The sequence below is a fragment of the Candidatus Formimonas warabiya genome, assembly GCF_002777255.1.
GTDB classification, from domain to species: Bacteria; Bacillota; Dehalobacteriia; order Dehalobacteriales; family Dehalobacteriaceae; genus Formimonas; species Formimonas warabiya.
Window position 1 is genome coordinate 4772024 of sequence record NZ_CP017634.1, and the last position, 14537, is coordinate 4786560.

Annotated in this window: 14 protein-coding genes; 10 read left to right on the top strand and 4 right to left on the bottom strand. The window is 46.9% G+C overall.

The features are described 5' to 3' along the window. Nucleotides 1–38: 38 nt before the first annotated feature. Together ftsH and ndk are read left to right on the top strand one after the other, a co-directional pair. Nucleotides 39–2009, top strand: coding sequence for an ATP-dependent zinc metalloprotease FtsH (gene ftsH / locus DCMF_RS21630; protein WP_148136349.1), 1971 nt, complete (start codon nucleotides 39–41; stop codon nucleotides 2007–2009). Further along, complete coding sequence (ndk, locus tag DCMF_RS21635) at nucleotides 1963–2418, top strand: nucleoside-diphosphate kinase (RefSeq protein ID WP_148136350.1); 456 nt, start codon at nucleotides 1963–1965, stop codon at nucleotides 2416–2418. Before ftsH ends, ndk begins: the two co-directional genes overlap by 47 nt. A gap of 66 nt (nucleotides 2419–2484) precedes the next feature. Here the strand turns inward: ndk and DCMF_RS29360 are convergent, their stop codons facing one another. The 3 genes from DCMF_RS29360 to DCMF_RS21645 all read right to left on the bottom strand — a co-directional run bounded on the left by DCMF_RS29360 (nucleotide 2485) and on the right by DCMF_RS21645 (nucleotide 4924). Beyond that, on the bottom strand, nucleotides 2485–2652 hold the full coding sequence (locus tag DCMF_RS29360) for a hypothetical protein (protein ID WP_214658801.1): 168 nt from the start codon (nucleotides 2650–2652) through the stop codon (nucleotides 2485–2487). A 153-nt stretch (nucleotides 2653–2805) separates the two neighbouring features. Next, nucleotides 2806–3597 carry a LytR/AlgR family response regulator transcription factor gene (locus tag DCMF_RS21640; protein ID WP_148136351.1) on the bottom strand — a complete coding sequence of 264 codons (792 nt, stop codon included), beginning with the start codon at nucleotides 3595–3597 and terminating at the stop codon, nucleotides 2806–2808. Between the two features lie 13 nt (nucleotides 3598–3610). Beyond that, a complete protein-coding gene (locus tag DCMF_RS21645) occupies nucleotides 3611–4924 on the bottom strand; it encodes a histidine kinase (RefSeq protein ID WP_148136352.1) in 1314 nt (437 codons plus the stop codon). 224 nt (nucleotides 4925–5148) lie between these two features. On the opposite strand from DCMF_RS21645, the gene DCMF_RS21650 reads away from it, so the two are divergent. The 7 genes from DCMF_RS21650 (at nucleotide 5149) to DCMF_RS21680 (ending at nucleotide 12334) form a co-directional block, all read left to right on the top strand. Continuing rightward, nucleotides 5149–5553 carry a thioesterase family protein gene (locus DCMF_RS21650; RefSeq protein ID WP_148136353.1) on the top strand — a complete coding sequence of 135 codons (405 nt, stop codon included), beginning with the start codon at nucleotides 5149–5151 and terminating at the stop codon, nucleotides 5551–5553. A gap of 47 nt (nucleotides 5554–5600) precedes the next feature. Continuing rightward, entirely contained in the window at nucleotides 5601–6551 is a 951-nt protein-coding gene (gene nadA / locus DCMF_RS21655; RefSeq protein ID WP_148136354.1) for a quinolinate synthase NadA, read from the top strand. A gap of 27 nt (nucleotides 6552–6578) precedes the next feature. Continuing rightward, nucleotides 6579–8123 carry an L-aspartate oxidase gene (gene nadB, locus DCMF_RS21660; protein WP_236860087.1) on the top strand — a complete coding sequence of 515 codons (1545 nt, stop codon included), beginning with the start codon at nucleotides 6579–6581 and terminating at the stop codon, nucleotides 8121–8123. After that, nucleotides 8114–8959 carry a carboxylating nicotinate-nucleotide diphosphorylase gene (gene nadC / locus DCMF_RS21665; protein ID WP_148136356.1) on the top strand — a complete coding sequence of 282 codons (846 nt, stop codon included), beginning with the start codon at nucleotides 8114–8116 and terminating at the stop codon, nucleotides 8957–8959. Before nadB ends, nadC begins: the two co-directional genes overlap by 10 nt. A gap of 364 nt (nucleotides 8960–9323) precedes the next feature. Beyond that, nucleotides 9324–10367, top strand: a complete 1044-nt coding sequence (gene dctP, locus DCMF_RS21670; protein WP_148136357.1) for a TRAP transporter substrate-binding protein DctP — start codon at nucleotides 9324–9326, stop codon at nucleotides 10365–10367. Between the two features lie 90 nt (nucleotides 10368–10457). Continuing rightward, nucleotides 10458–10997 (top strand): TRAP transporter small permease, encoded by a 540-nt coding sequence (locus DCMF_RS21675; protein ID WP_148136358.1) that lies wholly within the window; start codon nucleotides 10458–10460, stop codon nucleotides 10995–10997. 38 nt (nucleotides 10998–11035) lie between these two features. After that, entirely contained in the window at nucleotides 11036–12334 is a 1299-nt protein-coding gene (locus DCMF_RS21680) for a TRAP transporter large permease (RefSeq protein ID WP_148136359.1), read from the top strand. Here the strand turns inward: DCMF_RS21680 and DCMF_RS21685 are convergent, their stop codons facing one another. Then, nucleotides 12335–12874 (bottom strand): cupin domain-containing protein, encoded by a 540-nt coding sequence (locus DCMF_RS21685; RefSeq protein WP_148136360.1) that lies wholly within the window; start codon nucleotides 12872–12874, stop codon nucleotides 12335–12337. It abuts the gene before it with no gap. Nucleotides 12875–13061: 187 nt separating this feature from the next. On the opposite strand from DCMF_RS21685, the gene DCMF_RS21690 reads away from it, so the two are divergent. After that, nucleotides 13062–14525 carry a trimethylamine methyltransferase family protein gene (locus DCMF_RS21690; protein WP_148136361.1) on the top strand — a complete coding sequence of 488 codons (1464 nt, stop codon included), beginning with the start codon at nucleotides 13062–13064 and terminating at the stop codon, nucleotides 14523–14525. Nucleotides 14526–14537: the final 12 nt, after the last annotated feature.

A 14537-nucleotide genomic window follows, 5' to 3' on the forward strand; every position in this document is an offset into this window, starting at 1 on the left:
TCGTTGGATTTTAGCAGTGCTTGAGAGGAGTGTAGCGTTTGAATCGAATCTTTAAAAACTTGGCTATCTACGTACTCATTGTATTGATTGCCGTTACTTTTTATGAATGGTCTTCCGCTCCGGAAAAAAAGGCTACGGAGTTAACATATAGTGAGTTTACAAAGCTGGTAGAAAGCGGCACGGTCAAAGATGTCACAATTACGGCAAGCGACAAAAAATATATTGTGGACGGTACCTTAAAGTCAGGAGAAAAGTTTGTGGTCAATACTTCTCCTGATCCCAATTTAGCTTCGTATCTTGATGAAAAGGGCGTTACGGTAAAATCATTTGATGAGGAGAAGGGTCCGCCTTGGTGGGCCGGCCTTCTTTCCACCTTGTTGCCGGTGTTGTTGTTAGTCGGTTTGTTCTTCTTTATGATGCAGCAAACCCAGGGAGGCGGCAGCCGGGTGATGCAGTTTGGCAAAAGCCGGGCAAAGCTGCACACGGATGAAAAGAAAAAAATCACCTTTGCCGATGTAGCAGGGGTCGATGAAGTCAAAGAAGAACTCCAGGAAGTAGTGGAATTTTTAAAACAGCCCAGAAAGTTCAGCCAGTTGGGGGCAAAAATCCCCAAAGGGGTGTTGCTCTTCGGTCCTCCGGGAACCGGTAAAACTTTGCTGGCCAGGGCGGTAGCCGGGGAAGCGGGCGTGCCTTTTTTCAGCATCAGCGGTTCCGATTTTGTGGAAATGTTTGTCGGTGTAGGTGCTTCCCGGGTTCGTGATTTATTCGAACAGGCAAAAAAGAACGCCCCCTGCATTGTATTTATTGATGAAATTGATGCGGTGGGGAGGCAAAGAGGCGCCGGTTTAGGGGGAGGCCATGATGAACGGGAGCAGACGTTGAATCAGCTTTTGGTGGAAATGGACGGTTTTGCCCCCAATGAAGGGATTATTGTGGTTGCGGCTACCAACAGACCGGATATTTTGGATCCCGCCCTCCTGCGCCCGGGGCGTTTTGACCGCCAGATCACGGTAAATGTTCCCGACATCCTGGGCAGAAGAGAAATTCTCAAGGTGCATATTAAAGGCAAGCCCTTGGGTCATGATGTAGATATCGAGGTTTTGGCCAGACGCACACCGGGATTTACCGGGGCCGACCTGGCAAACCTGGTGAATGAGGCGGCCTTACTTGCCGCCCGCCGGAATAAAAAAGAAGTGAATATGGAAGAGATGGAAGATGCCGTAGAAAGAGTCATTGCCGGTCCGGAGAAAAAATCCCGGGTGATCAGCGATTACGAACGCAAGCTGGTCGCTTATCATGAGGCGGGCCATGCCGTAATTGCCTATCTTCTGCCCAATACCGACCCCCTCCATAAAGTATCCATTATTCCCCGGGGCCGGGCAGGAGGATATACCCTTTTGCTGCCCAAAGAAGACCGCAATTATGTCACGAAATCTCAAATGCTGGATCAAATTGTGATGCTGCTGGGGGGCCGGATGGCGGAGTCGCTGGTCTTAAAAGAAGTTAGCACCGGAGCCCAAAATGATTTGGAGAGAGCTACCGAGATCGTCCGGAGGATGATTACCCAGTACGGCATGTCCGAAGAATTGGGGCCGCTTACTTTTGGACGCAGACAGGAACAGGTATTTTTGGGCCGGGATATTTCTCAGGAACGGAATTATTCGGAGGCCATCGCTTATTCTATTGATAAAGAAGCGCGGAAAATGATTGATGAGGCTTACTGCAAGGCGAGAAAGCTGCTGGAAGAGAATATGGACCGCCTGCATGTAGTAGCCAAGACTCTCATGGAGAAGGAAACCATCGAGGCCGATGAGTTTGCGGAATTAATGAAAACCTTTGATCATCCTGAACGTACCGAACCTTCCGGAAACGGAACAGGCGGGGGACAATTGCCCCCCCTGAATGAAAGTCCCCATCATGAGCCAACTGTGAAGTTCTCCTTTAACTTGAGGAGGGAATTAAGTGGAACGAACCTATGTTATGATCAAACCCGACGGGGTACAACGTAACCTGATCGGCAAGATCATCAGCCGCTTGGAGGATAAAGGGTTAAAACTGGTGGCCATCAAATTCCTCCGTTTAACCAAGGAACAGGCGGCAGAGCATTACCGGGAGCATGCAGGCAAAGAATTTTATGAAAGACTGATTTCCTTGATCACTTCCGCACCGGTGGTGGCGATGGTCTGGGAAGGAAAGAACGCAGTTTTCATTGTCCGGAAGCTCATGGGAGCAACGGATCCTGCCCAGGCCGATGCCGGCTCCATTCGGGGCCTGTATGGCATGAGTATGGGAAGAAATATTATTCACGGGGCCGACTCTGTAGACAGTGCCCGGCGGGAGATTAGCATTTATTTTCGGCCGGAGGAACTGGTTTCTTATGAGAAGACCCTTGAGACCTGGATCTATGAGGAAAAATAAAAAAACCGGATCCCGGAACCCGCAAAAAAAGCGCATTTTATGCGCTTTTTTTGATCTGGTACAACATTAACAGAAGTCCCCAAGGACGGGATGTTCGCTGAGAAGATAGATCACAAAGCCGTGTTTTTGCTCCTGCTCATTAATGTATTCTTCCGCGTCCCGCTGATGGAAAAATATTTTATCCAGTGAGGCCACACAATTAGAATCCATGCTTTTCACCACATAAACTTTCATTTCACTTCCTCCTTCACGAAAGCATTGATGAAAATCTGTTTATTATATTGTAATTGCCCCTGGCAGAAAAAGTAAGTTTATTGCCGTCAATGGTTAAAATTGAGCGGTCTCGTGTCGGAAACGTGGGGCGAATGGGTGCTGTCTAAAGGAAGTTTAGTAGCCCAGGATTTTTCTCAGGATCTTGGCCTGGTTACGGCTCACGGGAATTTCGCTCCGTTCTTTGTCTTCCAGGACTAAAAGGCAGGTGCCTTTAAAAAAGGGCAAAATTTCTTTGACCTTATCCAGGTTGACGATGAAGCTGCGGTGGGCCCGAAAGAAGTTCTTTTTACCCAGTTTTATTTCCAGCTCTTTTAAGGTAAACCGGGTATGCATTCTTTCGCCAAATGTTTTGACAAAAACTTTTTCCCCTTCCGTATAAGCAAAATAAATATCTTTCACATCAACTAGAATAGCTTTTTCTCCAGACTCGGCAATAATCCGGCTGCTCATTAATTCTCCCCGTTCTCCCGAAATGGCATAACTCTCCGGATTCCCTTTATCTCCGGAAGGATCCTTCCTTTCCGGTTCCTCCTCTTCTTTCTTCAGTTTGCCGTGCACTTTATCGATGGCTTTTTTTAAGCGCTGCTTGGCAATGGGTTTCATAATATAGTCCACTGCATTTACATCAAAGGCGTCCACAGCATAATTATCGTAGGCGGTGATAAAAATGACCTGGGGAGACCGGGGCAATTTGAGGAGGCTTGCGGCCAATTCCAAACCGTTAATGCCCGGAAGATTGATGTCCAGGAATAGAATATCGTACTCCAGGGCTTGAATCAGCTTCAAAGCCTCCGTGGCCCCTGCCGCTTCCCCCACAACCTCGATATCCGGAAATTGTTCCAGCAGGTAGCGCAATTCCTGTCTGGCCGGATATTCGTCATCGACAATGAGCGTTTTCAGGATCATTAAAACCACTCCTTTATTCCTTCTTAGGATGAATAGGTATGATCAATTGTACACAGGTCCCTACCCCCGGTTCACTGCCGATTTGTAAGGCGTAGGCCTCGCCATACAACCGGATCAGCCTTTCATTAACATTAGACAGCCCTACTCCGGAACCTGATCCAAACCCCGGTTCCAGGATCCGGGGCAGTATTTCCGGGCTAATTCCTACGCCGTTATCGCACACGGTAATTTCCATGACCTTTTCATCCAGCAATTGGGCGGAAATGTGGATAGTTCCTCTCCCTTCTTTGGGCGTAATACCGTGTCGGATCGCATTTTCTACTAAGGGTTGCAGAGAGAGAATGGGAATAGGGTAGGCCAGAAGACTTTTATCAATTTTTCTGACAATGCGCAGTTTATCCCTAAAACGGGCTTTCTCCAGAATCAGGTAATTGCGTACAAATTTTAGTTCCTCTTCTAAAGAGATAAAACGGTTGCCCCTTTTTAAAGAATGCCGCAAAAAGGAAGCCAGCCTGCTGATAAGCCGGCGCGCCATACCCGGTTTGGTCCGGATCAGCATGACGATGGTGTTTAAGATATTGAAAAGAAAATGAGGATTTATTTGGGCCTGAAGGGCATCCAATTGGGCTTCGGTGACTAGCTGGGCCTGATGGTCCAGTTCGGCCAGCTCGATCTGAATACTTAAAAGCTGGGCGACGCCTTGGGCCAGTTTGATCAAATAGTCCGGTACTGGGCCTTCCTGGGTTTGATAGAGTTTGAGGGTTCCGGCAACATGCTCTCCGCAGATCAAAGGCACAATGACGGCAGATTCCAGGGGACAATGGCAGTCCTTCATGCGGCAGTGAAATTCGCTTTTGTTTCTGACAATGCGTAATTCCTTTGTGGCAATGACATCACGGGTAGCCTGGGTCAAAATGGGCATTCCTACGGGATGGTGCTCACAACCGGCGCCCAGAAAGGCTAAAACCTTCTCCTGGTCCGTGATGGCAACGGCAGGAATGTCACTGATTTTTTGGATAATTTCTCCTACTTTTTGGGCCGTTTCCTCATTTAATCCCCGGCGTAATAAGGGTAAGGTTTCGCGGGCGATTTGCATCGCAGGGGGAAAAGACCTGTCATCCAGCCGGGGCTTGGCCGGCAACCGGAGCTGCCAATAAAGAATCAGCGTCATAGTGCCCAGATAAGAGAGAAAAAAAACGAAAAGACAGGAATACCAATTTATAGGTGCCGCCAATGTGCATACGGTTCCAAGCAGCAGATGCCAGAACAGGATGCTGAAAGTAAGGCGTTTCATGGAAACCAGCACAGTGAGAATTTTCTTGATCATCTTTTAACAACCTTCCTGCAAAATAGCGCTCGTAAAAACAATAAATGGGACCCTCTATATTTTTCCTTTTCTGGGTAGAACGGGATTTATTAAAGGATAGATTCGACAGAGAGCCCGCTAACTCCTTCTGAAGAGTTTAGATAGGGCTGCACCTGCTCCTTGAATTTCCGGGCCAATTAAAATATAATTGAACCTAAACAAGATTTGGCAAAGGAGCGGGCTAAATGGAATTTAATTTAAAGACCGGTCTCCGTGGGGAAATCACGGAGCAGGTAAGGGAAAATAATACGGCCCGAAGGTTTGGCAGCGGAAGCATTGATGTTTATGCGACGCCGGCCATGATCGGACTCATGGAAAAAGCAGCCTTAAGCGCTGTTGATCCCCTGCTTCCGGAAGGCTTTGCTACAGTAGGTATCGACCTGGCTGTGCAGCATCTGGCGGCAACTCCTCTAGGTATGACGGTGAAAGCTAAAGCAGAGTTAACGGAGCTGGACGGGCGCCGTTTGGTTTTCCGGGTGGAGGCTGCCGACGAAGTAGAAAAGATTGGAGAAGGACAGCATCAAAGGTTTATTATTCAGGTGGACAAGTTTCTGGAGAAAAGCGCCCGCAAAGGGGCCAAGAGAGAGTAAGGGGGGAAGCCGGACTCAATTGACATGAAGGTTCGGCTGGGGTTATAATGCTACCAAAGGCAGCATGGGAATCTGAACAGGAGGAACCAAGGGTGAAACAAGATGTGCAGGAACGCATCCGATACTTAAAAAAAGAGCGGAACGCATTAATTCTGGCTCATAATTATCAAGTGGATGAAGTACAGGATAGCGCTGATTTTGTAGGCGACAGTTTTGGTCTCAGCCGTCAGGCGGCGGCTGCGGATAAGGATGTCATTGTTTTTTGCGGTGTTAATTTTATGGCGGAGACGGCGGCCATTTTAGCTCCCGAGAAAACTGTTTTGCTGCCCGAAATAATGGCAGGCTGCCCGCTGGCGGATATGATTACGGCAGAAGATCTTAGGGAAGCCAAAATACAATATCCGGAAGCCGCCGTGGTCTGCTATGTGAATTCCACTGCGGAAGTGAAGGCGGAATCGGATATTTGCTGCACCTCTTCCAATGCGGTGAAAGTGGTCAACAGTCTCCCCCAAGAGGAAGTGCTTTTTGTTCCCGACGGCAATCTGGCCCATTGGGTCTCCTTAAACAGCAGGAAAAAAATCATCCCCTGGAAGGGATTCTGTCCCACCCATCATAAAATTACACTAGATGATATTGACCGGGTGCGGGAAGCCCGGCCCGGGGCTCCTGTAGCGGTCCACCCGGAATGCCACCCGGATTTGGTGGCCAAGGCTGATTTTGTAGGCAGTACCGGAGCGATTCTGGATTATGCCAGGAAAAGCGCGGCCCCGGAAATGATCATCGGTACGGAAATGGGGATTTTGCACCGGCTGGAATTGGACAATCCTGGCAAGAAGTTTTATTTATTGTCTTCCCGTTTGGTTTGTCCCAATATGAAATACACCACTTTGGAAAAGGTATTGAATTCCTTGGAAAAAATGGAGACGGTGATCCGGGTTCCCGAAGAAATCAGGAATAAAGCGAAAGTAGCCCTGGAAAGAATGCTTGCCATCGGCTAAATGTTTTGGTGCAACGGGGTGAATGAGATGAAATATGATTTTATCGTGATTGGCGGCGGCATTGCTGGTTTAAATGCCGCCATTCGCTTGAGCAAATATGGAAAAGTACTGGTTGCCACGAAGGAACAGCTGGAGGACTGCAATACCCTTTTTGCCCAGGGAGGCATTGCGGCCAGCATGGGTTGCGACGACAGTCCTGAGCTTCATTTGCAGGATACCTTGGCAGCCGGGGACGGGCTATGTAACCGGCAAGCGGTGAAGGTGATGGTGGAAGAAGCCCCCCGCCGTATTCGAGAATTGATCGCCCTGGGCACCGTCTTCGATACGTCCGGGACTGAACTAGCCCTGACCAGGGAAGGGGCCCACAGCAGAAACCGCATCCTTCATGCCGGAGGAGATGCCACCGGCAAAATAATTTGGCAGTCCTTGGCTGCCGCCGCCGGCCGGAACAGAAACATTACCATTCAAGAGCACACCTTTGTCACTGACCTGATTGTGGTGGAGGGAACGTGCCGGGGCATTCGCGTGCTGGATCCGGTACGCCGTGAAGTAGAAGAGGTTTGGTGCCGGGCCGTATTGTTGGCGGCGGGCGGGGCGGGACGGCTCTATCCCGTAACAACCAATCCTCCTACCGCTACCGGGGACGGCATTGCCATGGCCTACCGGGGCGGGGCGGAACTTTCCGACCTGGAGTTCATACAGTTCCATCCCACTGCTCTGGCGGTGGAGCAAGCAGCCGGCTTTTTAATTTCCGAAGCCGTCCGGGGTGAAGGAGGAATTTTAAGAAACCGCCATGGAGAACGCTTTATGATGCGTTATCATCCCCTGGCGGAATTGGCCCCCCGGGATGTGGTGGCCCGGGCAATTTACCGGGAAATGATTATATCCGGGGAACGATCCGTTTATTTGGATGTGACTGAGTTTCCGGGGGGCTTTTTCGCCCGGCGGTTTCCTCAAATTCATCACCAACTCTGCCGGATTGGCATCGATGTGACCCGTGATTTGATTCCCATCGCTCCGGCGGCCCATTATATGATGGGCGGTGTGAATACGGGCCTTTGCGGAGAAACCAGTGTTTCCGGCCTTTTTGCTGCCGGGGAAGTATCCCATACCGGGGTCCACGGAGCCAACCGTTTGGCCAGCAATTCCCTTCTGGAAGGGCTGGTGTTTAGTTCCCGGGCCGTGGAATTAATGGCGGCGGTAAAAAATAGCCCGATCCCCCATTTATTGCCGGAGGAAAAAGAGCCCCATCATCCGAGCTACCGGTATGATCAGGAAGCGAAGAATAGGATGCAAAAATGGGTAGGTATTGTGCGAAATGGACATGATTTAAAAAAAGCGGTGGCCTACTTTAGCAGGTTTTCCCATCTCACCGTCGGCAAAAATCCCGGTTTTCAGGACGTGGAAGAGGCAAATCTGGGCCTGGTGGCGTATTTGTGTGCCCTGTCCGCTTTACGCAGGGAAGAAAGCCGGGGCGGCCATTATCGGGAGGACTTTCCCGAGAAAAATGAAAAATGGATACGGCATATCACGATCAGAAAAGAGGAGGCAGGAAATACCCTATGTTTATAGAGCCTTTTTCGTTAAAAGAAGTTGTGCAGAGTGCTTTAAAAGAGGATTTAGGATCCGGTGACCTGACTTCAGCCAGTATTTTTCCTTCTACTCATTTATCCCGGGCATTTTTTTTGGTGAAAAAGGAAAGTATCTTGTGCGGGCTGCCGGTGGTAAAGGAAATTTTTCACCAATTATCCCCGGAAATCAATTTCCTGCCTCAAAAGCAAGATGGGGACAGGATTATGCCCGGCACCGTGGTAGCTGAAGTGGTTGGCCCCACCTATCTTTTATTGAGCGGGGAACGGGTCGCCTTGAATTTTTTGCAAAGATTATCGGGAATTGCCACGCTTACGGCAAAATATCTGGCCCAGGTGGAAGGTTTAGACGTGAAAATTGTGGACACCCGGAAAACTACGCCCGGTTTAAGGGTCTTGGAAAAATATGCGGTGCGCACCGGCGGAGGTACCAACCACCGCTTGGGTCTTTTTGATGCCGTCATGATTAAGGATAACCATATTAAGGCGGCAGGAGGCATCAAAGAAGCCGTCCGGCTGGTGCGGCAGAACATCCCTTTCCTGACGCCCATTGAGGTGGAAGCAGTTTCCGTGGAAGATGCTTTGGAAGCGTTGGAGGCAGGAGCCCATGTGATTATGCTGGATAATATGCCCACCGATGAAATGGCCCGGGCGGTGCAGGCAATTGGAAAGAGAGCGGTTGTGGAGGCCTCGGGAGGGATTACCCTGGAAAGGCTGAGAGAAGTTGCGGCTACCAGGGTTGATGTAATTTCTGCAGGGGCGCTTACCCATAGTGCGCCGTCCATTGACATAAGTATGAAAATACAAGATGTTCTTTAAATTGTATTTTTAATGGTTTCTGGGGTTAAAAGAACTTTAAGATAATAGGACACAGGCACGATAGCAAATAGGCTATTGTGCTTTTTGTTTTTGCCAACAGAAATAAAAGAAAATATTTTTCGGAAGTTTTTTATAAAAAAGGAAAATTGGAAAATGGGTCGAACTATTATAATAAACAAACATAATACTATACTGAAATTTTTTTCTTCGTTTTGATCAGTATACTATACATAAGTAACAATATTTTGAACGCGGGAGCAAGTAATCAATTCAGAGATTAAGCCAAATGGGAAAGGAGGTGGCGAGGTCAACTTATCTAGTGGTCAAAATAAGGAAGATAAATTAAAAAGGGGGACGATGGAATATGAGAAGAAAAGGTAGACTTGTTTTAGGGATTTTTCTCTGTCTGGTGGTATTGGCTTCGTTAATTGGGATAGGTTGTGGAGCGGCAAAAAATGAGGAACCGGCTCAGGGGGGAGAAGAGCAAAAATTGACTTTGCGGTTGGCTACCCAGCATCCGGTTGAACATATGGCAACAAAATCTGCCGAAAAAATTAAGGAGAAAATTGAAAAAGAAACAAATGGACGAATTACCGTAACTGTTTACCCAGCTAATCAATTGGGTGATTATACACAAATTTATGAAGAAATTATGCGCGGTACCATCGATATGGCTCATATTTCGGTGCCCGATCAATTTGACGCAAGGCTGTCCATTGGGTTTCTCCCTTACATAGGCAGGGATTATGCTGAGATTGAAAAGGTTTTTACCCAAGATTCTTATTTATATAATGAAGTAAGCAAAATGCATGAAAAACTGGGCGTAAAGTTTTTGGGCTATTATGGTGAAGGATTCGGGGGAATTGGATGCGCAAAAATGCCGCAGGATCCGGTCAATTTCAATGCCGATAAAGGCCTGCTGGTTCGGGTTCCTCCCATGGATGTATTCAAACTGGCCGCCGAGGACCTGGGATTCCGGACAACCACTATTCCTTATGCGGAAACTTACAGTGCCCTCCAAACAGGAGTTGCGGACGGCTGGGTGGGAGGTCCGCCCAATTTAAATTATATGTGGTTCCGGGATGTGATTAAGGTTTTTCTTCAATACAATAACAGTTTTGAAAGTACTTCCTATTTAATGAATCTGAAACTATGGAATTCTTTAAGCCCGGAAGACCAGAAAATTATTGCAGATGCTTTTGGCGAACAATGTAAAGAGAGTTTTACCCTGGCAGAACAGGAAGACAAAATGTATCGGGATAAATTAAAAGAAGAAGGAATTGAAGTCGTGGAATTCTCTCCAGATGAATTAAAAGCCATGGCAGATCATGTGCGTGAAGTGACCTGGCCCAAGTTGACGAAGAACCTCACGGAAGAATTGGTTAACGGCCTAAAGGCATCCTATTAACTTGATTAAAAATTCCAACGGGGGGCTTTGTCCCCCCGAAATACATTAATACCCTTGATGAATCCGGTCTTTTAAGGAGGTTAAGGTGAAATGAATATAAACCAAGCAGGGAATAGAAGCAACGGGATCTGGCAGGGATTACTTTATTTTCAAAAAGCAGTAATGATTGTGACCAGTATTGCCGTAACATGTATTATTTTTCTTTCAGTAATACTGAGATATATATTTAAAACGGATCTCTACGGGATTGAGGAAATAGTGGTGATGGTAGCATTCTGGCTTTATTTTATGGGCAGTTCTTACGGAAGCTTTGAGAAAAGTCAGATTGCAGCCGATTTACTCCATTTGTACTTAAAATCCGCCAGAAGCAAGCAAATTGCCAACCTTATTACCTCATCACTTACGACTCTTTTAGGTCTGCTGGTTAATTATTGGGCAGTTCAATTTTTTATCTGGGGTCTTCAGATGGATGCCCGGTCGGCTATCTATCGATTACCGATGGTAATTCCTCAAAGCGCTGTTCTGGTGGGTTTCACGCTGATGTCTTTATATAATGTGGTTTATTTAATTGACGATGTGAAGTGCTTTATAACTACAATCGGCCCAAAGGCTGAGAAAAAGCCGGAATAGTATTATTTTTCTTATTTAATTGAAAGGAGTGGCTAGTCATGGTTGTTGGCATTGCCTTGTTGGTACTGATTATCACCCTTTTTATCGGTATTCCCATCCCTTATGCTTTTTTTGCCTCATCGGCCTATTTGATTTTTGTCCAGGGATATGATCCCGGCTTTTTACTCCCTTTTGGGTTTAGCAAAATGGGTTCTATCGTTTTATTAGCCATCCCTTTGTTTATTATGGCGGGAGGGCTGATGAACAAAGGAAGAATCGGTGAAAAGCTGGTAGAAGTAGTGGAAGTTTTTGTGGGGAGATTTAAAGGCGGATTAGGTGCAGTGATGGTGATCTCTTGCGCTATTTTTGGCGCTATTTCCGGGAGCTCATCTGCTACGATATCCTGTATCGGATCGATTATGCTGCCTAAGCTTTATGCGGCCGGTTATCCCAAAGGGCATTGTTCTGCCTTGATTGCCAGTTCAGGGGTACTGGGTATTCTGATTCCACCAAGCATGTTGATGATTCTTTACGCCTGGATGGGAAACCAGTCTGTTTTGGCAAGTTTTTTAGCGACAGTTCTGCCTGGGCTGATGCTCATGACCCTTTTGTCAACCGTTAATATGGTTCTTCTCAGAAAGAATCAGGAGATTCAAGTATCGGCGAATTATGATTTGAAGACTACGGTAAAATTGTTTGGACAGAAGTCATACAAAGCACTCCCGGCTTTAATGATGCCCGTGATTATTTTAGGGGGGATTTATGGAGGGATTATGACGCCTACGGAAGCGGCTGCTGTCTCCGTACTTTATTCTATTCCTGTCGGCTTTTTTATTTATAAAGGGTTAGATAAAAAAGGTTTTATGCGTAGTCTGATCGAGTCTACCACCACCACAGGTGTGATCATGGTGATGTTGTTTTCCGTAATGATTTTGAGTCGTTTGTATACCATGGAGAATTTGCCTCAGAAAATTATCGAGCTTTTTACCGCCATTTCGTCTAATAAAATGGTGATCATGCTCATGGTTAACCTTTTTATGATTATTATGGGAATGTTAATGGATGATGTGAGTTCGGTTCTTTTAACAACCCCCATTCTGCTTCCGGTGGTGACGCATATTGGGGTGGACCCGATTCATTTTGCCGCAATTTTAGGAGTGAACCTGGGAATGGGGAATATTACCCCTCCTTGTGCCCCGTTGTTATATTTGTCCGGGAGAATCGGAGGGGCAAAGGTCAATGAGATGTTAAAGCCTACGATGTATATGATCCTTTTTGCCTGGCTGCCTACTCTCATCGTCACGACTCTTTTTCCCTCATTTGGGACATGGCTGCCCAATTTGGTCCTAGGCAGATAATTAGGATTTTCCTTGGCTTACCCAGAGGCTGATACATTTGTTTGTGCCGGCATTCCGGTATTTATGGGGGACGAAAGAATTCACATAAACACTGTCTCCGGCTTCCATGAGGTAAGTCTCATTTCCCACAGTGATTTCCATTTTGCCCTCCAATACGATGCCGAATTCTTCCCCTTCGTGCCCCATAGGGGAGGCGCCATAGTCTCCTCCCGGTTCCATGGTAATACAAACCGGACGTAATTTCCTGGGGCGGGATGTTAATAGTTCATACACGGTTTTAGATTTTTTGGATTTTACCAAAATCTCCCTTTCGCTTTTGCGTACAACAATTTGTTCTTTTTGTTCATTATCTTGAAAAAGATTGACCAGACTTGTTTCCAGGGCTTCACAAATTTTAGCCAGGGAGCTGATGGTGGGACTGTTGATATCTCTTTCCACGTTGCTTAAAAAGCCGACAGAAAGCCCGGTCCGAGCCGCTAATTCCCTAATCGTAAGGCCTTTTTCCACGCGCACTCTTTTTAAGATATCTCCAACTAACATAGAAACTCTCCTTCAATTTTAGTAACGGACAATTCGATGTGATCAAATCCATGATCATTATACAGAATTCAAAAAATTATAGCAAAATTTTTTTTAAACTAATTTGCTGCAGAAGGAATAACTTGAAAAAGACAGAATATATAATACTGAACAATTATTTCATTATAATAATCAAGGAGGCAAGATCATGAGAAGCAATGTGATGATTCAGCAGGCTCCAGTACTAAAGTATTTGTCTCAAGACCAAATGGAAGATATTCATCTTTGTGGTCTGGAAATTCTGGAACACACGGGGGTACAGGTATACCATCAAGAAGCGCTTAGCCTGTTAAAATCTGCGGGGGCTTGTGTGGAAGGAACTTTGGTGAGGATCCATGAAGGATTGGTAAAACAAGCCTTGAGCACTGTCCCTTCCCGTATCGCGCTGGCGAACAGGGACGGGGAAAGATGCATTTTCTTAGAAGCACGGAGAAGTTATTTTGGCACAGGCTCCTGCTGCCCTTATACCATCGATCCTTTTACCGGTGCGCGGAGACTTGGCAATAAGAATGATGTGGCTAATATGGCTAAGGTTTGTGACTATTTGCCTAACCTGGATTTTGTGATGTCCACAAACCTGGTCCAGGATAAATATCCCGAAATAGGTTACATTCATGAGTTTGATGCCATGGTGAGGAATACTAGAAAACCGATTATTATGAGCTTGCAGGATGCACAAAACTGCCGGGATATTATTGAGATGGCGGAAGCCGTGATGGGCGGACCGGAAGAATTAAGAAAAAAACCCCTTCTGGCGGTTTATTCCGAGACCACCTCTCCTTTAAGGCATGCGGAAGACGCTTTGGGCAAGGTACTGGTTTGTGCGGAAAAGTGGGTGCCGATTATTCATACGGTTGGTCAATTATCAGGGGCTACCTCTCCGGTGACTATGGCGGGCGCCCTGGCCCAGGCCAACGCAGAACTGTTAAGTGTTCTGGTCATTCACCAGTTGAAACAACCGGGTGCGCCTTTCTTATACGGGGGCACAATCACCCCCATTGATATGAGAACCATGGCCCATCCATACGGGGCTCCGGAGTTCCATGTATTCAGTGCGGCTTTAACAGAGTTAGGCGTGGATTACTACAAAATCCCTGTTTTCAGCACCGGCGGCTGTAGCGATGCCAAAACCTTCGATGAACAGGCTGCAGCAGAAGCGACATATTCTCTGCTGTTATCCGCCTTGGCGGGAGGCAACTTAATTCACGATATCGGTTTTATTGATTCGGGACTTACTTCTTCCTTAGCGGAGATCGTGTTTTCCAACGAGATCATTGAGCTAATCAAACATGTCGTCAGGGGGTTAGCATGGGGTCAAGATGAACTGGCTCTTGATGTGATCCACCGGGTCGGACCCGGAGGACATTTCCTGGCGGAGGAGCATACCTTGAAATATTTCCGGGGAATTTATGCCCCCCAATTGTTGACCAGGCAGTCTTTCGATACCTGGAAAAACGAGGGAGGCAAAACCTTGGGAAATAAAGTTGAAGACAAAGTGCGGCAGATTCTCCAAGAATATGCTCCGAAGCAAGTCGCGCCAGATGTGGACGGGAAATTGAAGGATCTGTATCAAAGATATGTGGCAGAAGCAAAGAAGAGGCATGGTCACTAATAAAAAGGTAAA